Annotated in this window: 19 protein-coding genes and 1 pseudogene; 9 read left to right on the forward strand and 11 right to left on the reverse strand. The window is 63.0% G+C overall.

The window, feature by feature from the left end:
- Positions 1 to 4: 4 nt before the first annotated feature.
- Positions 5 to 223 carry a DUF1674 domain-containing protein gene (locus ACO07C_RS19095; protein ID WP_421915719.1) on the forward strand — a complete coding sequence of 73 codons (219 nt, stop codon included), beginning with the start codon at positions 5 to 7 and terminating at the stop codon, positions 221 to 223.
- A gap of 47 nt (positions 224 to 270) precedes the next feature.
- Here the strand turns inward: ACO07C_RS19095 and ACO07C_RS19100 are convergent, their stop codons facing one another.
- Positions 271 to 942: an HAD-IA family hydrolase gene (locus ACO07C_RS19100; RefSeq protein ID WP_421915720.1), complete on the reverse strand. Its 672-nt coding sequence runs from the start codon at positions 940 to 942 to the stop codon at positions 271 to 273.
- A gap of 162 nt (positions 943 to 1104) precedes the next feature.
- On the opposite strand from ACO07C_RS19100, the gene ACO07C_RS19105 reads away from it, so the two are divergent.
- The 4 genes from ACO07C_RS19105 (at position 1105) to ACO07C_RS19120 (ending at position 6317) form a co-directional block, all read left to right on the forward strand.
- The gene (locus ACO07C_RS19105; protein ID WP_421915721.1) at positions 1105 to 1974 is read left to right on the forward strand and encodes a transglutaminase-like domain-containing protein; all 870 of its coding nucleotides are present in this window, start codon (positions 1105 to 1107) and stop codon (positions 1972 to 1974) included.
- A 392-nt stretch (positions 1975 to 2366) separates the two neighbouring features.
- A complete protein-coding gene (locus ACO07C_RS19110; RefSeq protein ID WP_421915722.1) occupies positions 2367 to 3728 on the forward strand; it encodes a pilus assembly protein TadG-related protein in 1362 nt (453 codons plus the stop codon).
- 352 nt (positions 3729 to 4080) lie between these two features.
- Complete coding sequence (locus ACO07C_RS19115) at positions 4081 to 5349, forward strand: class I SAM-dependent methyltransferase (protein ID WP_421915723.1); 1269 nt, start codon at positions 4081 to 4083, stop codon at positions 5347 to 5349.
- A gap of 143 nt (positions 5350 to 5492) precedes the next feature.
- Positions 5493 to 6317, forward strand: coding sequence for a glycoside hydrolase family 16 protein (locus ACO07C_RS19120; protein WP_421915724.1), 825 nt, complete (start codon positions 5493 to 5495; stop codon positions 6315 to 6317).
- Between the two features lie 32 nt (positions 6318 to 6349).
- Here the strand turns inward: ACO07C_RS19120 and ACO07C_RS19125 are convergent, their stop codons facing one another.
- The 4 genes from ACO07C_RS19125 to acs all read right to left on the reverse strand — a co-directional run bounded on the left by ACO07C_RS19125 (position 6350) and on the right by acs (position 10621).
- Positions 6350 to 7204: a helix-turn-helix transcriptional regulator gene (locus ACO07C_RS19125; protein WP_421915725.1), complete on the reverse strand. Its 855-nt coding sequence runs from the start codon at positions 7202 to 7204 to the stop codon at positions 6350 to 6352.
- Position 7205: 1 nt separating this feature from the next.
- Positions 7206 to 7757, reverse strand: a complete 552-nt coding sequence (locus tag ACO07C_RS19130) for a YbhB/YbcL family Raf kinase inhibitor-like protein (RefSeq protein WP_421915726.1) — start codon at positions 7755 to 7757, stop codon at positions 7206 to 7208.
- Positions 7758 to 7916: 159 nt separating this feature from the next.
- Positions 7917 to 8657 (reverse strand): MOSC domain-containing protein, encoded by a 741-nt coding sequence (locus ACO07C_RS19135; protein WP_421915727.1) that lies wholly within the window; start codon positions 8655 to 8657, stop codon positions 7917 to 7919.
- Positions 8658 to 8665: 8 nt separating this feature from the next.
- Entirely contained in the window at positions 8666 to 10621 is a 1956-nt protein-coding gene (gene acs, locus ACO07C_RS19140) for an acetate--CoA ligase (RefSeq protein WP_421915728.1), read from the reverse strand.
- Positions 10622 to 10925: 304 nt separating this feature from the next.
- On the opposite strand from acs, the gene ACO07C_RS19145 reads away from it, so the two are divergent.
- Entirely contained in the window at positions 10926 to 11198 is a 273-nt protein-coding gene (locus ACO07C_RS19145; protein WP_421915729.1) for an usg protein, read from the forward strand.
- A 181-nt stretch (positions 11199 to 11379) separates the two neighbouring features.
- Here ACO07C_RS19145 and ACO07C_RS19150 read toward each other — a convergent pair whose 3' ends face one another.
- Together ACO07C_RS19150 and ACO07C_RS19155 are read right to left on the reverse strand one after the other, a co-directional pair.
- Entirely contained in the window at positions 11380 to 12414 is a 1035-nt protein-coding gene (locus tag ACO07C_RS19150) for an aldo/keto reductase (protein WP_421915730.1), read from the reverse strand.
- 58 nt (positions 12415 to 12472) lie between these two features.
- Positions 12473 to 13654, reverse strand: a complete 1182-nt coding sequence (locus tag ACO07C_RS19155; protein WP_421915731.1) for an MFS transporter — start codon at positions 13652 to 13654, stop codon at positions 12473 to 12475.
- A gap of 119 nt (positions 13655 to 13773) precedes the next feature.
- Here ACO07C_RS19155 and ACO07C_RS19160 point away from each other — a divergent pair, with 119 nt between their 5' ends.
- Positions 13774 to 14679, forward strand: a complete 906-nt coding sequence (locus ACO07C_RS19160; protein ID WP_421915732.1) for a LysR substrate-binding domain-containing protein — start codon at positions 13774 to 13776, stop codon at positions 14677 to 14679.
- A gap of 53 nt (positions 14680 to 14732) precedes the next feature.
- Here ACO07C_RS19160 and ACO07C_RS19165 read toward each other — a convergent pair whose 3' ends face one another.
- The 4 genes and pseudogenes from ACO07C_RS19165 to ACO07C_RS19180 all read right to left on the reverse strand — a co-directional run bounded on the left by ACO07C_RS19165 (position 14733) and on the right by ACO07C_RS19180 (position 17349).
- Positions 14733 to 15782: an aldo/keto reductase gene (locus ACO07C_RS19165; protein WP_421915733.1), complete on the reverse strand. Its 1050-nt coding sequence runs from the start codon at positions 15780 to 15782 to the stop codon at positions 14733 to 14735.
- Between the two features lie 151 nt (positions 15783 to 15933).
- A pseudogene (locus ACO07C_RS19170) lies at positions 15934 to 16335 on the reverse strand (type II toxin-antitoxin system VapC family toxin).
- Positions 16335 to 16589, reverse strand: a complete 255-nt coding sequence (locus ACO07C_RS19175; protein ID WP_421915734.1) for a type II toxin-antitoxin system Phd/YefM family antitoxin — start codon at positions 16587 to 16589, stop codon at positions 16335 to 16337. Before ACO07C_RS19175 ends, ACO07C_RS19170 begins: the two are co-directional and overlap by 1 nt.
- Before the next feature lie 97 nt (positions 16590 to 16686).
- The gene (locus ACO07C_RS19180) at positions 16687 to 17349 is read right to left on the reverse strand and encodes a YggS family pyridoxal phosphate-dependent enzyme (RefSeq protein ID WP_421915735.1); all 663 of its coding nucleotides are present in this window, start codon (positions 17347 to 17349) and stop codon (positions 16687 to 16689) included.
- Between the two features lie 156 nt (positions 17350 to 17505).
- On the opposite strand from ACO07C_RS19180, the gene leuS reads away from it, so the two are divergent.
- Both leuS and ACO07C_RS19190 read left to right on the forward strand, forming a co-directional pair.
- A complete protein-coding gene (leuS, locus tag ACO07C_RS19185) occupies positions 17506 to 20130 on the forward strand; it encodes a leucine--tRNA ligase (protein WP_421915736.1) in 2625 nt (874 codons plus the stop codon).
- Complete coding sequence (locus ACO07C_RS19190; protein WP_421915737.1) at positions 20117 to 20701, forward strand: hypothetical protein; 585 nt, start codon at positions 20117 to 20119, stop codon at positions 20699 to 20701. The genes leuS and ACO07C_RS19190 overlap by 14 nt, the downstream gene beginning before the upstream one ends.
- Positions 20702 to 20723: the final 22 nt, after the last annotated feature.

The raw sequence follows: 20723 nt of genomic DNA on the forward strand, positions 1-20723 counted from the left end.
TCGCATGAACGACGAAACCAGTAAAACGCCCGCCGGCACGGATGACGCGCCGCCGAAAGAGCTGACGGCCGCCGCCCGCCGCGCATTGGCGGAAGCCGAGGCGCGGCGACAGGACTATCGCCAAAAGGAAGCCGCCTTGCCCCGTGAGATCGGCGGTCGCGGCGGCAAGGAACCCGGCCGCTATGGCGATTGGGAAATCAAAGGTCTGACCAGCGATTTCTAGGACGCTCGAGCGACTTCCGGCCAGATCCAGCGCGTGAAGCTCGGGATCTAGGAGGCTGTCGCGGCTTGCGACCGCTCCATGCCGATGCGGCCCTGCGCGTCCGTCACCACGCTCAGGCCGCGATAGTCGAGGATGGTGGCGTGCGGCGTTTGCATCGGGTGCTGATGTGTCGTGGTGACCACCACCACCTCGGCTCCGGCGGCTTCGCCCGACTGGATGCCGGGCGTCGCATCCTCGAAAACAAGGCAGTCGCGGGGATCGGCGCCGAGACGTTTGGCTCCCAACAGGAAACAATCGGGAGCCGGCTTGCCATGCGCGACCTCCTCGGCCGTGACCAGGGTGGCCGGAAAGGGGATGCCCGCGGCCTCGATCCGTCTCTGTGCAAGCACGAGTGGTGATGACGTAACTATGGCCCATCGCTTCGGCGGCAGCGAGCGCAGGAAGTCGGCCGCGCCGGCAATGGCCTGGATTCCCGCAACATCGGCGATTTCATCGCGGGTAATCTGGTCTGCCTCGCGCTGGGGGTCGACGCCAGGTAGAGCGAGCCTGCGAACGGTTTCGATCGCCCTCCTGCCGTGCATCGTGGGCAGGAAAGCCGCGACGTCGAGGCCGTGCCGTGCGGCCCATGCGCTCCACACCCGCTCCGCGGCGGCGGTCGAATTGAGCAGCGTGCCGTCCATATCGAACAGGAAGGCGGCGAATTTTCTGCCGGAGAACATGGGCATCCTTGTCGGTCATTGTCTGGAACGCCGGGCACCGTAGCGTCGGCCCTTTTGCATGGGAAGGCGCGCCATCGCCTTTTTGGCCGGCACACGGGAACCATGATGCGTCCCACGGCGTTGAGCAAAGCTGTTTTTCATGATGATCGAAGGGGACCTGCAATGCTGATTAGGCTCGGCTACGAAATCGCCATTGAATGCACTGAGGCTACCCCAGTGATTTCCCTGCTGGAGATCCACAAGGATCGCCAGCCCGATATCAAGCGGCAAACGCGCGTCTTGACGTCGCCTTCCGTCCACACGCGCCTGTATTATGACCTTCACGGCAATGCCTGCCGGCGCTTCACGGCGCCCGCGGGCGGCTTTCGTATCCTTTACGACGCGGTCGTCGAGGACAGCGGCCAGACGGACGAGGTCAACACGCTGGCCCGGGAAGTGCCGGTCGCGGAACTGCCGGACGAAGTGCTGGGCTATCTGCTTGGCAGCCGCTATTGCGAGACCGACCATCTCAGCGGACTGGCATGGCAGCTTTTCGGCCATGTCCCGGCCGGTTGGGCGCGCGTCCAGGCGATCGTCGACTATGTCCACAATCGGCTATCCTTCGGCTATGGCTATGCGCGGCCGACCCGAACCGCGGCCCAGGCGCATGAGGAACGGGTCGGCGTCTGCCGCGACTTCGCCCATCTGGCGATCACCCTTTGCCGCTGCATGAACATTCCGGCCCGCTATGTGAATGGCTATCTCGGCGATATCGGCGTGCCGGCCGATCCGGCGCCGATGGACTTCTCGGCCTGGCTGGAGGTGTTCCTCGACGGCAAATGGTATACGTTCGACGCCCGTCACAACACGCCGAGGATCGGCCGTGTCGTCATCGCGCGCGGGCGCGACGCCACCGACGTACCCCTGCTGCACAGTTTCGGCCCGCACCGGCTCAGCCTGTTCAAGGTCTGGACCTACGAACAGGAAGGCAACCTGTTCAACCCGCCCTATCATGCCGTCGACAAGACGGTCAGCGCGCACATGCTGGCCTAGCGCCTGTTGCATCCCGATGGGATCGGGGTGCAACACTCATCCTTGTATCGTCCTTTCCGAAGACAGGGTCCCCTTTGCGGGATAGTTGTCCAGTCGCCAGCCGCAACGGCGATGAAGTTGATCCGCAGTGGGACAGTCTGGCTGTCCCGCTGCGGGACGCGTTCAAGACTGTCTCCCTGGAGCGCACCAGATCGTGGTAACCGCCCGGTAAACAGCGCCAAGAGTTGTTGGTCGCGTTTACCGATTGTTGACCTTGCTGCCCTGAAGAAACCAAATAAAAACAATTAGTTCTCGCCAGACGGCTTGCTTTCGGGCGGTTGGCGGCGCGATCCGGCTGGAATCCTGCATCGAACCTTCCCGGCGACGAGGCCGAGGCGAGCAGAGGCAGCAGGATGCGGAATTACGGGGGTCTTGTTCACGCGATTGGCGGTTTCGCCAGGGATCGCGGTGGAAATTTCGCAATCCTGTTTGGCCTTACCGCCTCGGTCTTGGCGCTGGCCGTTGGCTTCTCGGTCAACCTGTCCCAGTTGTACAACACCAGGTCGAGCCTGCAGGGCGTCGTCGACGCTGCCGTTACGTCGACGGCGCGCGACCTGACGACCGGCGTCATCAAGGAAGCCGATGCGAATGCGTCGGTGCAGGCCTTTCTCGATGCCAACAGCTCTGCGGGCATCCTGCGGCCAAACCAGATCGTCCTCGACCAGCTGATCGTCGACAGGACCGCGAACACGGTTCGCGCGGATGTCCATGTCAACGTCGCGTTCTATTTCCCGCTGTTCAGCACCAGCAACATGCAGCGTGTGCCTGTCTCGACCACGGCCGTCTATTCGGACAGGACGATCGAGGTCGCCATGATGCTCGACGTTACCGGGTCGATGGCCGGCCAGAAGATCAAGGATCTGAAGGCGGCGGCGAGCAATGCGGTGGACAGTTTTCTGCTCAATCAGGATCCGGCCAGGCCCAGGGTGCGCGTTGCCATCGTACCCTACGCCAATTCGGTGAATGCCGGCACGCTGGCCGCCAGCAGCGTCTATTTCGAAACCGATACCAGCCAGCGCAAACAGGCGCCGGGCAACGGCGACCCGCAATATGTCTCGGCGCCGAAAAGCACCGGCATTTGCGCAACCGAGCGCAAGGGGGTCGATCAATATACGGATGCCGGCCCCCAATCCAGCATGGTCAACAGCGATTTTCTGCTGCCCCAGTTTGCGAGGGAGACCGGCACGAAAGCCTGCCCGGACGCAACGCTGGTTCCGCTGACCGCCGATGCCAACGCGCTCAAGAATGTCATCAAGACCTTTGTCGCATCGGGCGGCACTGCCGGTCACGTTGGCGTGCAGTGGGCCTGGTACATGCTTTCGGAAAACTGGGGCAGCGTGATGAAGGCTTCCGAACGGCCGGCCAAGATGGATCCCAAGAAGGTCGGCAAGTTTGCGATCCTGATGACCGACGGCGAATTCAACCTGTCCTATTTCGATGCCAGCACGGTGAACCAGGTGTATAACGACGCGGGCAAGGAGCCGCCGCGCACGGCTGCGAAGAAGCTCTGTTCCGCGATGCGAGACCAGGGCATCGAGATATTCACCATTGGCTTCGATCTGAACGAGAAGAACGCCAAGGCGACCCTCCAGGACTGCGCAAGTCCGGATAGCGGCAGCATCAAGCATTTCTATCAGGCGGCCAATGGCGCCGAACTCGATACGGCCTTCCAGACGATTGCCCGCAACATCGAGCGCCTGGCACTGAGCAAGTAGCATTGCCAAAAACGGAAAAGGCCGCCGCTTCTTGCGAAGCCGGCGGCCTTCCGTGTTTCCGTCCGTGGCGCGGCCCTGGCGATGACACCGTCACCCGCCGCGCATCTCGCGCCTTAACGGGAAGACTGCTTCCCGAAAGTGCAATCCGCTGAGGCCACGTTCCGGAAAACGAAATCACTCGACATCGGATCACCTCCTTTCGATTTGTTGAACACACAATGATGATGGGGTCTGATCCGGCAAATGGCAAGGGATCACTCTTAAAAAGCCCTTGGTGTGTCCTTTTGGACAGGGTGGCTTGCGGCCACGCGCCAAACGGACAACATTGTTTCATCAGCCTCGAGGAGGAAGCATGGACGCCACCGACAAGGCCGCCCGGATCGTTCGAACGGTCATTGAAACGCTGAAGCCAGGCTTTGCGGTCAGGCTCTGGACGGGCGAGCGGATCGGTCCCGCAACTGGCCCGGTTCTCACCATTAACGACCAGGACATCGTCTGGCAGATCGTTCGCCGGCCTTCGCTCTCGACCCTGATCGAGATGTGGATTTCCAGGGCGGTGGACGTGGAGGACGGAACTCTGTTCGACTTCTACGCCTTGCCTTCGTCGGGCAAGCTGAGGTCGAGGCTCAAGGCATTGCCCAAGCTGGCGATCCTTCGTGATCTTCCCGCCGTCCTGTTTTCCAGAAAGCAGATGACCGCTGCCATCGACCTTGCCGGACAAAACCCGTTCGTCAGCGGATCGAGCAAGCAGGCAATCCAGCACCACTATGATATTTCAAACGCCTTCTACCAGCTCTTCCTCGACCAGCGCATGGTCTACAGCTGCGGCTACTTCAAGGACTTCGCCAACGACATCGATCAGGCGCAAGCCGACAAGCTCGACCACATCTGCCGCAAGCTGCGGCTGAAACCGGGTGAACGGCTGCTCGACATCGGCTGCGGCTGGGGGGCGATGCTGATCCATGCCGCGAAGAATTACGGCGTCACCGGCCATGGCGTCTCGCTGTCGGAGGCCCAGACGGCACTGGCCCGCGAGCGCATCCGCGCCGAGGGGCTGGAGGACAAGATCACCATCGAGATAAGGTCCTACGCCGAACTCACCGACACTTTCGACAAGATATCGTCGATCGGCATGTTCGAGCATCTGGGACTCGCCAACCATGCCACCTACTTTTCCACCGTCCATCGGCTGCTGAAGCCGGGCGGGATCTATCTGCATCACGCCATCACCAGGCGCAGCAAGGGCGACATGAAGAAGACCCTGCGCAAGGGCCCGGAATACAAGGCGCTGATCAAATACATCTTCCCTGGCGGCGAACTCGACACGATCGGCATGACGCTCGGCAATTTAGAAGCGCATGGCTTCCTCGTCTACGACGTCGAGAACCTGCGCGAGCATTACGCCCGCACCTGCAGGCTCTGGGCCGAGCGTCTCCATGCCAGGTTCGACGAAGCGATCGCCGAGGTTGGAGAAGCCAGGGCGCGGCTCTGGCTGCTCTATCTCACCGGCTGTTCGATCACCTTCGAGCGCGCCTCGGCGCAGATTTTCCAGACCGTCGTCACCAGGCGCGCGCGTGGCCCAAGCGGTCTGCCGCCGACACGGGCGGATCTTTATCGGTAGCAGTCCGCTTAAAATAAGCCTTTTTCGGCTGCTTGGCTTTCGCTTCCGGCGAAGGCGTAGCGTCTCGATGCAGCGACCGTGGAGGCTTTCAGGCCTTGTATCGGGCAGAGGCATTTGGCGGCGTCACGATTTGGAGATCGAACATGCGTGCGATAACCAAGCGGTTGTTTAGCCTGCTGATTTATCTGGTGATCGGCCTGTGGTCAGCCTCGCCGCTCGTCGCCGCGACGCCGCAGATGGGCCCCGCGACATGGTTCAATCCCAATCAATCCTGGGGAGAGCGCCGCCCTGTCACCACTGCTGACCGTGCGTTGATCGCAAGCTATCGCTCGGGACGGAAAAAGCCGGTCATCGATACGAACTTCACAAATCCGGCGGAACTCCAATCGCAATGGTCGCTGCAATCGGACGACCGTGGGGACCTGCAGTCGTGCCGTCAGCCGCGCAACGTGGCGGCCACGCCAACCGGCCTCGAGCTCAGGACGCTCGACGCCGTGAAATGCCATGCCAAATGGTCGACCGGCTTCGCGACCAGCAAATCGAAGCAGTCGTACGGATTTTTCGAGGCCAGTATCAAGGTGGCCGACATCGATGGACTCAACAATGCCTTCTGGCTTGTGAGCGACGACGCTTTCGAGATCGACATCGCCGAGGTCCACTTCCCCAACGATCTGCACATGACCCTTCACAACTGGGTCACCAGCGCCGGCACCGGGGTCGGGTTCGACAGCAAGTTCAGCGGCGACCTGTCGAAGGGGTTTCACGACTATGGCGTCCTTTGGACGCCGACCGACATCGTCTTCGAGGTCGATGGCGAACCGGTCGCGGCGATCGCGACCCATGGCGCGATCAAGAAGCCGGCGGACATCCGCTTTTCGACCGCCCTGGCCTTCTTTGCCGGCAAAATTCCCGACAAGCCCGTCGGCCACGCGATGGTTGTCAGGTCCCTGCGTGTCTACCCGCTGTAAGCTTGTCAACCAAAGCCCCTGCCGCGCCCGCCTTAGACGGTCGCGGCGCGGGCCTCTGCCCCGCTGTCGGCGCGCCGGTGGCCGCGAATGGCGGTGGGTGCAAAGCCGAACCGTTTGCGGAAGCGGATGGCGAAGCGGGACGCGAAGTCATAGCCGACATCCCTGGCAATATGCCCAACGGGATAATCGGTCGATTGCAGGAGCGTCAGCGCATGGGACATGCGCATGTCGGCGAGAAGGTCGGTGAAGCTGGTGCCTTCGCCAGCGAGATGTCGCCGCAGAGACGCCTCGCTCATATGAAGGTGACGGGCGACCATCGCAGCCGTCCATGTCCCGTCGAGCGTCGACATCAGGATAGCGCGTACGCGCTCGGCGAAAGTGCGTGGCGGCGATGCGATGAGGCTTACTCCGTGCCCTTCGAGCCAAAGGAGAATCTCCCGCATCCTGTGCCGGGCAATGGGATCGGGAATGCGTCCGGGCTCGCAAATAGCGTCCCGGGCCCGGATGAATGCCTCCATGAAGTCCGCCTCGATGCGGCCGAGCGCGCAGGCCGACTGCGTCATCGGGGCCGCGACCGAAGGCAAGGAGGCGAGCATGGACGGCTCGAAGACCAGCCAGCTCGCCGCATAGGCGCCCCTGGCGTCCGGGCGGTTGACGACATCAAAGCGATGCCCTCCAGCGATGGCGATGGCCTCGCCGGAGTGGATGACCCATTCCTTGTCAGAGGATGTGATAAGCTTCACGCCATGGCGAACCATGATCAGTGTGGGCCGTTCGATGGTGATATGGCTGAAACGGAGAGCTTCGCGCTGGATCACGCCCGCCGTCGCGCCGACGCCGGCGCGAGTGTGGATCACGCGGATCCGGCCGGCGTCGTCGTGTTTCATGTCAGCGTCCTGCTTTCAGAGTGAGGGTGGCCTCACCCAGGCTGTTCATGTTGGACATGAGGCCTACCATTGCCCCCGAGGCATTGGCCGGGAGGTCGAGTTTTTCGACCTTCAGGGCCTTGACCGTGATGACATAGCGATGGGTCTGGCCTTCCGGTGGGCAGGCCCCAAGATAGGCTGGCTGGCCGGCATCGTTGTTGGTCATCATCGCCCCCGCCGGCATCTTGCCGCTCTCGGAACCGGACCCGCGGGGCAGGCCGGACACCGAGGCGGGTATGTTGACGGCGACCCAGTGCCACCAGCCCGAGCCGGTCGGCGCATCCGGATCATACATGGTGACGACGAAGCTCTTCGCGCCAGCTGGAGCGTTTTCCCAGGAAATCTCTGGCGACAGGTTGCCGCCGGTACAGCCGAAGGCGTTGGAGTATAGCGTTCCCGCCAGGCTTCCATCAGCGCCGGCGTCGGCGCTCTTGAGTGAGAATTCCGCTGCCTGCGCGGCCCCAAGGGTGAGAAGCGTTCCGGCGAAGGCGAGCGCGCGCAAGGTTTGCGTCATCTGGCGGTTCCTTTCGTGATTGCGTTTGACGCGATCTCACTAGCGCGGAAGGCCGGCGCGGTTTGTGCCACTTCGCTCGATTATGGTGCCGATTCAATCAGAATGCCATTTGAGGCATCCGGCTTGGCCCTTTGCGGCCGGAACCGTAAAATGAGCCGGCTAGACGAAACGCATCGCCGCGCCGATGGCCACGGGCGCGGGCTGGTCGACCGTGCAGTAGACACCCATGTTGTGGGCGTTGTGGCGAACGAGGTTGCGCAGGATCGCCGGATCGTTGTCGAAACCGTCCTGGCCGATGATGGTGAAGCCGCAACGGCGGCAAGGTTCGGAGATCGTCAGAAAAAGGTCGCCGATCGCCAGCTTGCGGCCGATCCATTCGGTCTCCGGAAACGACCCCTCGATGGCGGCCATGTCGACCACGATGTTGGGCCGGAACCTGCGTGTGTCGGCCACACCCTCGGGATGCAGCGCCTTCAGCCGCGCCAGCGACGCCGTGGTCAGAAGATGGATGGGGGCTTTCCGGTATCGTTCCGCCGTCAGGGGGCCCGAATAGCCGGGAGCAGTGTTTTCAGGACGAAACGGCCGAATCGAAGCCTCGAAGCCAAGATAGGCTGATACGGCGCGGTCGCTTGCGGCGCCGGGAGCGACCAGCCAGCCGCTGTCCGGCGTCGCGATCTCCAGTTGCCGGTCTTGCGACAGCCGCGTCCGGATGCGCGGCACTTTATGCCATTTTTCGGCGCGATCCGGCCGGGCGATCTCATTGTCCGACACGTCGACGAGGCCGAACAGCCGGTCGCCGTCGATGGTCTCATGGCCAACCGAGATTGTGTCCAGGCGTTCCCCGGCGAGCGAACTCGCCGGATAACGCCAAAGCTCGCTCACGATACCCAGTGTGGCCACGATATGCGTCAGCCCTTCTTGTTCTGCCGGTTGGCGATCAGGTCGTCGACAACAGCCGGGTCGGCGAGCGTCGAGGTGTCGCCAAGGGCGGCGAAATCATCCTCGGCGATCTTGCGCAGGATGCGCCGCATGATCTTGCCCGAGCGTGTCTTGGGCAGGCCGGGCGCGAACTGGATCTTGTCGGGCGAGGCAATGGCGCCGATCTCCTTGCGGACATGGGCGACGAGGTCCTTGCGCAGATCCTCGGTCGGCTCGACGCCCTTCATCAAGGTGACATAGCTGTAGATGCCCTGGCCCTTGATGTCATGCGGGTAGCCGACGACGGCTGCCTCGGAAACCTTGTCATGGCTGACCAGCGCCGACTCGACCTCGGCGGTACCCATGCGGTGGCCGGAGACGTTGATGACGTCGTCGACGCGACCGGTGATCCAGTAGTAGCCGTCGGCGTCGCGGCGGCAGCCATCGCCAGTGAAGTACTTGCCCTTGTAGGTGGAGAAATAGGTCTGCACGAAGCGGTCGTGGTCGCCATAGACGGTGCGCATCTGGCCCGGCCAGGAATCGGTTATGCAGAGATTGCCGTCGGCGGCGCCTTCCAGCACCTTGCCTTCGCCGTCGACCAGTTGCGGCTTGACACCGAAGAACGGCCGCGTCGCCGAGCCTGCCTTGAGATCGGTGGCGCCCGGCAGCGGCGTGATCAGGATGCCGCCGGTCTCGGTCTGCCACCATGTGTCGACGATCGGCACCTTGCCGTTGCCGACGACGTTGAAATACCACTCCCAGGCTTCCGGATTGATCGGCTCGCCGACCGAGCCCAGCACGCGCAGCGTTTTGCGCGATGTCTTCTTCACGGGCTCGTCGCCCGCGCCCATCAGCGCGCGCAGCGCCGTCGGCGCGGTGTAGAAGATGTTGACCTTGTGCTTGTCGATGACTTCCCAGAAGCGCGACTGCGACGGATAGTTCGGCACGCCTTCGAACATCAGCGTGGTGGCGCCGTTGGCGAGCGGCCCATAGACGATGTAGCTGTGGCCGGTGACCCAACCGACATCGGCGGTGCACCAGTAGATGTCGCCGTCATGGTAGTCGAAGACATATTGGTGCGTCATCGAGGCGTAGACGAGATAGCCGGCGGTGGTGTGCAGCACGCCCTTCGGCTTGCCGGTCGAGCCCGAGGTGTAGAGGATGAACAGCGGGTCCTCGGCCTTCATCTTCTCGGGCTTGCACTCGGGCTTAACCGTCGCTGTTTCCTCGTGGTACCAGACGTCGCGGCCAGGCGCCCAGCCGATCTTGCCACCGGTGCGGCGCACGACGATGACGTTCTTCACCAGCACATGGTGTTTTGCGGCGATGTCGATCGCCTTGTCGGTGTTCTCCTTGAGCGGGATCGGCTTGCCGCCGCGCAGGCCTTCGTCGGCGGTGATGACGAAGGTCGATTCGCAGTCGACGATGCGGCCGGCCAAGGCGTCCGGCGAGAAGCCGCCGAAGACGATCGAATGGATGGCGCCGATGCGCGTGCAGGCCAGCATCGCATAGGCGGCTTCCGGGATCATCGGCATGTAGATGGTAACGCGGTCGCCCTTCTTGACGCCGTGCTTCTTCATCACATTGGCGAGCCGGCAGACATGCTCGTAAAGTTCGTTGTAGGTGATCTTCTTGTCGTCGTAGGGATTGTCGCCTTCCCAGATGATGGCGGTCTGGTCGCCGCGCTTCTTCAGGTGGCGGTCGATGCAGTTGTACGAGACGTTGGTCAGCCCATCCTCGAACCATTTGATCGAGACCTTGCCGTCGAAGGACGTGTTCTTGACCTTGGTAAAGGGCTTGAACCAGTCGATGCGCTTGCCATGCTTGCCCCAGAACTTGTCCGGGCTCTTGATGCTGTCGGCGTACCATTTCAGGTAGGTGTCGTTGTCGATCAGCGCGTTCTTCTTCCACGCCGGCTGGACGCGATGGATCTTTGCCTCGGACATGTCTTCGCCTTCCTCCCGAAACCAAACCGCTGGCTTGGCGGCCAGCGGCTTCGCGGCGACGCGGCCGCGAATTCGCGCGCATTATTAACAGTTCCGCGTTGACGGCAATATTAGACATTGGGTTTGCGCGGCGGGATGCCGCACGCGTTTGTCATGCCGCTGTCAGCACTCGACCGGCTTGGCTGCTAACTGCATGTTTTTGCGCGGAAAACCTGTTTTGGATCAGGAAAAATCAATAGACAGTTAAGCAACGCCGCGCACACTCTGGCGTTGGGAGGAACGGAGAATCAACCTGGGGACCGCAATGCGCGACCATGCCGAAATGGACCTGATGCTCAAGGGCTATGGCTTGACCACGGCCAAGATTCTTTATCACTATCCCGACCATCCGCATCTGCTGCAGAGCTTCGTCTGGCAGGATTACGATCTCGCTCCGAAATTTCCGGTGCTGGTCAAGTTCATCGAGTTCTGGAAGACCAAGCTCGACGGACCCTTGCATTCGGTCGTCTACACGCACCAGAAGCTGATCGCGCCGAATGAATGGCGCAAGGTCGACGGCGAGTTCGTGCTGCACTGAGCGGCGTGCCTAATCTCCCCCCTCGAGGGGGAGATGTCGCCGAAGGCGACAGAGGGGGTCGTTGCACGTGGAGCGCTAGCCTCCATCTGCCGCAGGAAGTCGCGTCCGGTCGAACCTACCCCCTCTGGCCGCTTTGCGGCCATCTCCCCCTCGAGGGGGGAGATCAGGCCGCGCCAACTCATCAAACCGCTGGAGGGTTCAGCCGGGCAAAGCCTTCCTGGCGGCGATAGGGGAAATACGGGTAAGGCGCTGTGATTTCGCTTGCTGCGTCGAGCTTCTTGATCTGCTCCGGCGTCAGCGTCCAGCCGATGGCGCCGAGGTTCTGGCGCAGTTGCTCCTCGTTGCGGGCGCCGATGATCACCGACGACACGGTCGGGCGCTGCAACAGCCAGTTGATGGCGATCTGCGGCACGCTCTTGCCGGTTTCCTCGGCCACCGTGTCGAGGGCGTCCATGACCCGGTAGAGATGCTCGTCCTCGACCGGCGGCCCGAAATCAGCGGTGTCGTGCAGCCGGCTCTTTTCCGGTAGCGGCTGGCCGCGACGGATCTTGCCGGTCAGGCGGCCCCAGCCCAGCGGGCTCCACACCAGCGCGCCAACGCCCTGGTCGAGGCCGACCGGCATCAGTTCCCACTCATAGTCGCGACCGACCAGCGAATAGTAGACCTGATGCGCCGCGTAGCGCGGATAACCATGCTTCTCGGCCTCCGCCAGCGACTTCATCACTTGCCAGCCGGAGAAGTTGGAGACGCCGACATAGCGCAGCTTGCCGGAGCGGACGAGTTCGTCGAGCGTCGACAGCACTTCCTCCATCGGCGTGCCGGCGTCGAAGGCGTGCAGTTGCAACAGGTCGATGTAATCAGTGCCAAGGCGCTTCAGTGCATGGTCCACGGACTTGATCAGGCGCGAGCGCGAAGAACCATAGTCGGCGGGGCCATCGCCCATCGGCAAAGATGTTTTCGTGGAGATCAGAACCGCGTCGCGACGGCCCTTGATGGCTTCGCCGAGCACCTGTTCCGACGCGCCATTCGAATAGACGTCGGCGGTGTCGAACAGGTTGACGCCCGCCTCGAGGCAGATGTCGATCAGCCGCCGCGCTTCCCTGGCGTCGCTGTTGCCCCAGGCCCCGAACAGCGGGCCGGAGCCGCCAAAGGTTCCCGCGCCGAAGGAGAGCGCGGGCACTTTCAGGCCCGATGCGCCGAGACGTCGATAATCCATTTTGCTACTCCTGATGATGCTGAAAGGGATGTCGAAACAATCCGTTTGTCGGCTGATGTCACGACTGGACGGAGGCAGGCACGCCGAGCGTGGCGGTACGATCGAGCCGCAGCGCCAGTCCCGCCACGGCGAGTGCCGCGACCGGCAGCAGGGCGGCGACCCAGGTCAGCGAACCCAGGCCGAGGCCATGCGCGATGACCGCGCCCCCCAGCCAGGCACCCACCGCATTGCCGAGATTGAAGGCGGCGATGTTGAAGGACGAGGCGAGGCTTTGGCCGGCGCCTTGAGCCTTCTCCAGCACCCACATCTGCAGTGGCGCCACGGTGGCGAAGGCCGCGGCCCCCAACAGGCCGACATAGACCACTGCCATGATCTGGTTGTGGATGGCGAAGCTCATGGTTGCGAGCACCAGTGCCAGCACCACGAGGCTGCCCAGTACGGCCGGCACCAGCCAGCGATCGGCGACCTTGCCGCCAAGCAGATTGCCGGCGATGAGGCCGCCGCCGAAGACGAGCAGGATCGGCGATACGGCCGCTTCCTTGAAGCCGCTGATCTCGGTCAGCAATGGCGCGATATAGGTGAAGACGGCGAAGACCCCGGCGTAGCCGAGCACGGTGGTTGCGAGGCCGAGCAGGACCGGCGTGCGGCGCAGCACGGCGAGATCGGCGCGCAGGTCGCTCTTTTCGGGGACCGTCTGGCTGCGTGGCACGAGGGCGAGGATGACGGCGAAGGCCGCCATACCGACCACGGTCACTGCCCAGAATGTTGCCCGCCAGCCGAAGGCCTGGCCGAGCCAGGTGCCGAAGGGAACGCCCAGGATGTTGGCGATGGTCAGGCCGGTGAACATCAGCGCGATCGCCGACGCCTTCTTGTTGGGCGCGACCAGCCCGGTGGCGACGACCGAGCCGACGCCGAAGAAGGTGCCGTGGGCAAATGCGGTGACGACCCGGGCGCCCATCAGCGTCCAATAATCGGGGGCCAACGCACAGGCGAGATTGCCAAGCGTGAAGATCGCCATCAGCGCCAGAAGCACGGTCTTTCGAGGCCAGTTGCCGGTGGCGATGGTCAGCAGCGGCGCGCCGATGACGACGCCGAGCGCATAGCCGGAAATGAGCTGGCCGGCGGCCGAGATCGAGACGCCGAGGTCCTTGCTGACATCGAGCAGCAAACCCATGATGACGAATTCGGTGACGCCGATACCAAAGGCGCCGGCGGCGAGGGCGTAGAGAGCAAGAGGCATGGCGATTTCCACTTCGATGGCGAGGAGCGCCGTCCCGCGCCCCGACCCGGAAGATCGTGTTGCCGAAAACTGTGAACCAGACTTGCCTTGGGCACATTTTCTGTGAAATAGATTCACAAATGGCCAGATCCGACGTCAACCGTTCCGGCGAGATCGAAGTCTTCGTCAGTGTCGTGGAAGCGGGTAGCTTTTCGGCGGCGGCGCGCAAGTTGCGCATGACGCCGTCAGCGGTGAGCAAGCTGATTGCCCGGCTGGAAGCCCGGCTTGGCGCGCGGCTGGTCAGCCGCTCGACGCGCAAGCTGCTGCTGACGCCCGAGGGGACCGCGTTCCACGACAATGGCGTTCGCATACTGGCCGACATGGCGGCGGCCGAGCGGGAGGCGGCGGCGGGAGCAGCGCCGCGCGGGCGCTTGCGCGTCAACACCTATGTACCCTTCGGGGTGCACCGGCTGATCCCGCTTCTGCCCGGTTTCCTCGAACGCTATCCGGAGATTTCGGTCGATCTGGTTCTGACCGACAGTGTCATCGACCTGATGGCGGAGCGTGCGGATGTCGCCATCCGGGCGGGACCACTTGGTGAATCGCGGCTGGTGGCGCGCAAGCTCGGGCAAAGTGCCGTCGTGGTCGTTGCGTCACCTTCCTATCTGAAGGCGCATGGCACGCCCCTGACTCCTGCCGATCTCGACAGGCACAATCGCATGGGCTTCGGCTTTGTCCGGCATGTCGACGGCTGGCCGTTTCTGGATGAGGGCGGCAGCGTCACGGTTCCCATAACGGGCAACACGCTGGTCAGCGACGGCGAGTCGATGCGGCTGATGACCGTGGCCGGGGTCGGCATCTCCCGATTGGCACGCTGGCATGTCGCTGACGATATCGCAGCCGGCCGGCTGGTCCCGTTGCTGGAGGACTTCAATCCCGGCGATGGAGAGGCCACCCACGCCGTCTATGTAGGGCAAGGCCGGCATTTGCCGGCGCGCGTGCGTGCCTTCCTCGATTTTCTGGTCGAGACGGTGCGGTTGACCTGAGAGGCAAGTTGTCGGGGGCGCATAGGACTCCCGAGAACCGGGTTTGGCGGATGCTACGCTTTCGGTGCGAACGGAGCGGGGCGCCGGCCCGCCGCCTGACGTTCGAGCATCCAGCCGGGATATTCGGACGGCAAGGCGCTGACCTCGTCGAGACGCACGAGATCGTCGGTGTCGAGCTTCAGTTGCGTGGCAGCAAGGTTCTGTTCCAACTGCTCCATGCGGCTGGCGCCGATGATCACGCTCATGACGAAGGGTTTTGACAGCACATAGCCGAGCGCCACCGTGGCGACGCTGACGTCATGCTTCCTGGCGATCTCGCGCATGACGGCGACGGCGGCCCAGGCACGATCCTGATTGACCGGTGGGAAGTTGAACGAGGCGCGGCGGCCTTCGCCATTGCCTGGCGCGCCGGGTCCGTATTTGCCGGACAGCAAGCCGCCGGCCATCGGCGACCAGACCATCAGGCCGAGCTTCTCCTCGTTGATGAGCGGCACGATCTCGCGCTCGAGGTCGCGGCCGGCGATCGAGTAGTAGGACTGGACCGTCTCGAAGCGGGCAAGGCCCTTGCGATCGGCAATGCCCAGCGCCTTGGCGATGCGCCACGCCGCCCAGTTCGAGACACCGACATAGCGAACCTTGCCGCTGGCAACGAGGTCGTCCAGCGCCCGCAACGTCTCGTCGATCGGCGTCACCGTGTCGGTGCCGTGCAGCTGGTAGAGATCGATATGGTCGAGCTGCAAGCGTTCGAGGCTGGCGTCGACCGAATCCATGATGTGGCCGCGCGAAGAGCCGCGCTGGTTCGGGCCTTCGCCCATCGCGCCGTGGACCTTGGTGGCGATGACCACGCTCGACCTGGCAACGCCGAGATCCCGGAGCGACTGGCCAAGCAGGCGCTCGGACTCACCGAAGGAGTAGACATCGGCCGTGTCGAAGAAGTTGACGCCAGAGGCAATGGAGCGGGCCACGATCTCGTTCACACCCTTCTGGTCGAGGCTGGCGATCAGCCCCCATTGGGCATTTTCGCCGGCGGCGCCGAAGGTCATGGTGCCAAGGCACAGTTCGGAGACGAACATCCCCGTATTTCCAAGCTGATTGTAACGCATGGGTGGAGGCTCCCGGAGAATGTGATGACGTAAGGCAGATAGGAACGGTACGTTTCGTTTCTAGTCTTGAGGTGACGAACGTGTCGCGTTTGGCCCAAAGATGCTCGAGCAGCCGTATGAGAGATTTCTCGGGGCGGCGGGAGCGGGTAGGTTAAACGTCCCGGGGGTTGAATACCGTCAAGCCTGTATCATCGAAGTCGGTGACGTTGCGCGTCACAAGAATGAGATCATGGACAAGCGCGGTGGCTGCAATGAGCGTATCCGCGCCGCCGCGCGTCCGCCCGGCTGAGATACGCCCCTACGCAAGGGCCACATCTTCCGTAACTGCAAGGATACGATCGGCATTGTCACGGCGAAGTTCTCGCAGCCAAAGATCAAGACGCGTAGCCTTCTGTGCATCGACCTTGTTCAGCTTGACGATTGAACGTTCGATCTGGCCAACCGTGATGACGCTGAGATTGAGGGACTCCGGATCGATGGAAGCCAGCCATGCTGTCGGCTTTGGTAGCCGCCTCAGCACATCCGAAACGATGTTCGTGTCGAGCAGATACATCAGAGATCGACATTCCTGATCATTGTATCCGAGCGACGGTTGATCTCCTCGGCGAAATCATCGTCCCAGACGGGGCCAGTCAAGAGGTACTGGGCCAGACTTTTCTTCTTTCCAGCCAAGCGATCGTAGGCTTCGGCAGAGAGCACCACTGCCGCACGCTCGCCGCGCAGGGTCACCGTCTGCGGACCCTCACTACGGGCGCGCCGGACCACTTTAGAAAAATTATTCTTCGCATCCTGAAGGTGCCAGTTCATTAAAATGCTCCTAGCTAGCTTGGCTAGATACAGCATTGGCACGGTTGGACAACAAGGATTGCCGCACTCGATCGCGTCCGGGACAGATCAGTCGACCCTACCGGCTGCCAAAAATCGCCGAACCGACCCTGACGCTGGTGGCGCCGAACGCGATGGCCGTCTCATAGTCGCCGGACATGCCCATCGACAATCTGGCGACACCGGCCTCCGTGCCGAGCTTTTCCAGCAGGGCGAAATGCGGGCCGGGGTTTTCGTCGGCCGGCGGGATGCACATCAAGCCTTCGATCGCGAGGCCATGGACATCGCGGCAGCGGGCGACGAACGACACGGCTTCTCGCGGCTCGATGCCGGCTTTCTGCGGCTCGGAACCGGTGTTGACCTGGACATAGAGCCTTGGTGCGCGATCTTGCCTTGCCATCTCCCTGGCGAGTTCGGCTGCGATCTTCTCGCGGTCGACGGTCTCGATGACATCGAACAGTGCCACCGCTTCCTTGGCCTTGTTCGACTGCAGCGGTCCGATGAGATGCAGCTCGATATCCGGGAATGCTTGCTTCAGCGCCGGCCATTTGCCCTGCGCTTCCTGCACGCGGTTCTCGCCGAAGACGCGCTGGCCGGCCTCGATCACCGGCTGGATGTCCGGGGCGTCGAAGGTCTTTGACACCGCGACCAGCGTCACGGCACCGGTTTCGCGGCCGGCCTCCTGCTCGGCGGCGGCGATCCTCGCCTTGACCGCGAAAAACTGCTGAACGGCGTCGCCCATATGCAAATCCTGCTGTTTTGACCCGCGTTTTTAACCGACGCGATACCCATATGGTTGACGGGTTTGCCAAACCATGGTGAACACCCCAACCACATTCCCTGAACTGCCGAGCTTGTCGCCCGCAGTCCGCGCATGCTTTTAAGTGAAAAACATCCCATGGCAACCGAACGATACAATCCGCGCACATCCGAGCCCAAATGGCAGAAGGCCTGGGACGCCAGGAAGCTGTTCGAAGCGGACAACAACGATCCGCGCCCGAAATACTACGTGCTGGAGATGTTCCCCTATCCGTCGGGGAATATCCACATCGGCCACACCCGCAACTACACGATGGGCGACGTGGTGGCGCGCTACAAGCGGGCCAAGGGTTTCAACGTGCTGCATCCGATGGGTTGGGACGCCTTTGGCATGCCGGCTGAAAACGCGGCCATGCAGAACAAGGTCCATCCGAAGGAATGGACATACCGCAACATCGCCGCCATGCGCGAGCAGCTCAAGGTCATGGGCCTGTCGCTGGACTGGGCGCGTGAATTCGCCACCTGCGATGTCGAGTACTACCACCGCCAGCAGATGCTTTTCCTCGACTTCGTCAAGAAGGGGCTGGTGACGCGCAAATCCTCCAAGGTCAACTGGGACCCGGAGGACATGACCGTGCTCGCCAACGAGCAGGTCATCGACGGCCGCGGCTGGCGTTCCGGCGCCCTGGTCGAACAGCGCGAGCTGACGCAGTGGTTCTTCAAGATCACCGATTTCGCGCAGGATCTGCTGGACTCGCTCGACGGTCTCGACGAATGGCCCGAGAAAGTGAAGCTGATGCAGCAGAACTGGATCGGCCGTTCCGAGGGCTTGCTGATCCGCTGGCCGCTGGCCTCGGACGTGGCCGGCGAGCACGAGCTGGAAGTCTACACGACAAGGCCCGACACCATTTTCGGCGCCTCGTTCATGGCGATCGCCGCCGACCATCCGCTGGCCAGGAAGGCGGCCGAGAACAATCCGGCCCTGGCGAAGTTCATCGACGAGGTCCGCCACATGGGCACGTCGGTGGCGGCGCTGGAAACCGCCGAGAAGAAGGGGTTCGATACCGGCATCCGCGTCGTGCATCCGTTCGACGACAGCTGGACGCTGCCCGTCTACGTCGCCAATTTCGTGCTGATGGAGTACGGTACCGGCGCCATCTTCGGCTGCCCGGCGCATGACCAGCGCGACCTCGATTTCGCCAACAAATACGGCCTGCCGGTTGTGCCGGTGGTAATGCCGGAAGGCGGGGACGCGTCGACGTTCCAGGTCATCGACGAGGCCTTCGTCGATGACGGCGCGATGATCAATTCGCGCTTCCTCGACGGCATGAAGCCAAGCCAGGCCTTCGACGAAGTGGCCAAGCTCCTGGAGCGGAAGACGATCGGCAACCGCCCGATGGCCGAGCGCAAGGTGAATTTCCGCCTGCGCGACTGGGGCATTTCGCGCCAGCGCTACTGGGGCTGCCCGATCCCGATGATCCATTGCGAGGATTGCGGCGTGGTGCCGGTGCCCAAGGCCGACCTGCCGGTCAAATTGCCGGAGGACGTCGAGTTCGACCGGCCGGGCAATCCGCTCGACCGCCATCCGACGTGGCGGCATGTGAAGTGCCCGCGCTGCGGCAAGGATGCGCGGCGTGAAACCGACACGATGGACACATTCGTCGATTCGTCCTGGTATTTCGCCCGCTTCACCGCCCCCTGGGCGCATGAGCCGACCGATCCCAAGGCCGCCAACGAATGGCTGCCGGTCGACCAGTATATTGGCGGCATCGAACACGCGATCCTGCATCTGCTCTATTCGCGCTTCTTCACCCGCGCCATGCGCGAGACCGGCCATGTCGATCTGGCGGAGCCGTTCAAGGGCCTGTTCACGCAAGGCATGGTCGTGCACGAGACCTACCGGGTCGGCGGCGCATCGAATGGCCGCTGGCTGGCGCCGAGCGAGGTGCGGCTCGAGGACGTGGAGGGCAAGCGCCGCGCCGTCGAGATCGCCACCGGCGACGAGGTGGCGATCGGTCCGCTCGAGAAGATGTCGAAATCGAAGAAGAACACGGTGAGCCCGGAAGAGATCACCGACGGCTACGGCGCCGACACGGCGCGCTGGTTCATGCTGTCGGATTCGCCGCCCGAGCGCGATGTGGAATGGACCGATGACGGCGCCGCGGGCGCGCATCGCTTCATGCAGCGCATCTGGCGCCTGGTGTCGACCGCGGCCGAATCACTCGCCGGAATCCAGCCGGCCGCGGCCAGGGACGGCGAGGCCGGGGTGGTTTCCAAGGCCGCGCACAAGATGTTGAAGGCTGTCGGCGAGGATATCGAGAAACTCGCCTTCAACCGCGCCATCGCCCGCGTCTATGAACTGGCCAACGCGCTGAACACGCCGCTGAACGAGGTGGCGGAAGGCAAGGCCGATGCGGCGCTGAAAGCCGCCTGCCGCGAGGCGGTGGACATTCTCGTGCACCTGATCGCGCCGGTCATGCCGCATCTGGCCGAGGAATGCTGGCACACGCTGGGCGGCACCGATCTGGTCGCCGAACGTCCGTGGCCGGTCTACGATCCGTCGCTGATTGTCGACAGCGAGATCGTGCTGCCGGTGCAGGTCAACGGCAAGAAGCGCGGGGATTTGACAATTGCCCGCGACGCAGACCAAGGTGCGGTCGAAAAAGCGGTGCTCGCTCTCGACTTCGTGCAGAAAGCGCTCGAAGGCAAGGCACCACGCAAGGTGATCATCGTCCCGCAGAGGATCGTCAATGTCGTTGCCTGATCCGGAGAAGACGGAAGTGACCCGTTCTCTGCGCCGCATGGCGCTTTTCGGCCTGATCGCCTGCATGGCGCTGGTTTCCGCTTGCACGGTGCGCCCGCTCTATTCGAGCGCGCCGCTGAGCCCCGGTTCGCAAGTCAGCCCCACCGCCGAGCTTGCCTCGATCGGTATCAAGCCGGTCAAGACCCGCTATGCACAGCAGGTCCGCAACAATCTGGTCTTCGGGCTTGGCGGTGGCAAGGGCGAGCCGGCTTCGCCTGCCTATTCGCTCGATCTCGGCGTCACCGAGGCCGTCGAATCGGCGGCGATCGTGCAGGTGGCGACGGATGAGGACGAACCGACGGCGGGTTCCGTTACCCTGACGGCCGCCTACACATTGACCGACGCCAAGACCGGCGCGACGATCTCCTCGGGCAGGCGTTCGATCTCATCGTCCTTCGACCGCCCACGCCAGGAATACGCTTCGTACCGGGCGCAGCTCGACGCCGAGAATCGCGCCGCGCTTGAACTGGCCGAAGTGCTGCATCTCGCCATTGCCCAGGATCTGGTCAGGCACGGCAAGAAGGCCGGATAGAGAAGCCGGCCCGACATGCCGC

The organism is Mesorhizobium sp. (assembly GCF_965229135.1).
In the GTDB taxonomy this organism is placed as follows: Bacteria; Pseudomonadota; Alphaproteobacteria; order Rhizobiales; family Rhizobiaceae; genus Mesorhizobium.

Coding starts and splice junctions, on each gene's coding strand:
- ACO07C_RS19095 (WP_421915719.1), top strand. CDS start 5: ATGAACGACGAAACCAGTAAAACGCCCGCCGGCACGGATGACGCGCCG.
- ACO07C_RS19100 (WP_421915720.1), bottom strand. CDS start 942: ATGTTCTCCGGCAGAAAATTCGCCGCCTTCCTGTTCGATATGGACGGC.
- ACO07C_RS19105 (WP_421915721.1), top strand. CDS start 1,105: ATGCTGATTAGGCTCGGCTACGAAATCGCCATTGAATGCACTGAGGCT.
- ACO07C_RS19110 (WP_421915722.1), top strand. CDS start 2,367: ATGCGGAATTACGGGGGTCTTGTTCACGCGATTGGCGGTTTCGCCAGG.
- ACO07C_RS19115 (WP_421915723.1), top strand. CDS start 4,081: ATGGACGCCACCGACAAGGCCGCCCGGATCGTTCGAACGGTCATTGAA.
- ACO07C_RS19120 (WP_421915724.1), top strand. CDS start 5,493: ATGCGTGCGATAACCAAGCGGTTGTTTAGCCTGCTGATTTATCTGGTG.
- ACO07C_RS19125 (WP_421915725.1), bottom strand. CDS start 7,204: ATGAAACACGACGACGCCGGCCGGATCCGCGTGATCCACACTCGCGCC.
- ACO07C_RS19130 (WP_421915726.1), bottom strand. CDS start 7,757: ATGACGCAAACCTTGCGCGCGCTCGCCTTCGCCGGAACGCTTCTCACC.
- acs (WP_421915728.1), bottom strand. CDS start 10,621: ATGTCCGAGGCAAAGATCCATCGCGTCCAGCCGGCGTGGAAGAAGAAC.
- ACO07C_RS19145 (WP_421915729.1), top strand. CDS start 10,926: ATGCGCGACCATGCCGAAATGGACCTGATGCTCAAGGGCTATGGCTTG.
- ACO07C_RS19150 (WP_421915730.1), bottom strand. CDS start 12,414: ATGGATTATCGACGTCTCGGCGCATCGGGCCTGAAAGTGCCCGCGCTC.
- ACO07C_RS19155 (WP_421915731.1), bottom strand. CDS start 13,654: ATGCCTCTTGCTCTCTACGCCCTCGCCGCCGGCGCCTTTGGTATCGGC.
- ACO07C_RS19160 (WP_421915732.1), top strand. CDS start 13,774: ATGGCCAGATCCGACGTCAACCGTTCCGGCGAGATCGAAGTCTTCGTC.
- ACO07C_RS19165 (WP_421915733.1), bottom strand. CDS start 15,782: ATGCGTTACAATCAGCTTGGAAATACGGGGATGTTCGTCTCCGAACTG.
- ACO07C_RS19175 (WP_421915734.1), bottom strand. CDS start 16,589: ATGAACTGGCACCTTCAGGATGCGAAGAATAATTTTTCTAAAGTGGTC.
- ACO07C_RS19180 (WP_421915735.1), bottom strand. CDS start 17,349: ATGGGCGACGCCGTTCAGCAGTTTTTCGCGGTCAAGGCGAGGATCGCC.
- leuS (WP_421915736.1), top strand. CDS start 17,506: ATGGCAACCGAACGATACAATCCGCGCACATCCGAGCCCAAATGGCAG.
- ACO07C_RS19190 (WP_421915737.1), top strand. CDS start 20,117: ATGTCGTTGCCTGATCCGGAGAAGACGGAAGTGACCCGTTCTCTGCGC.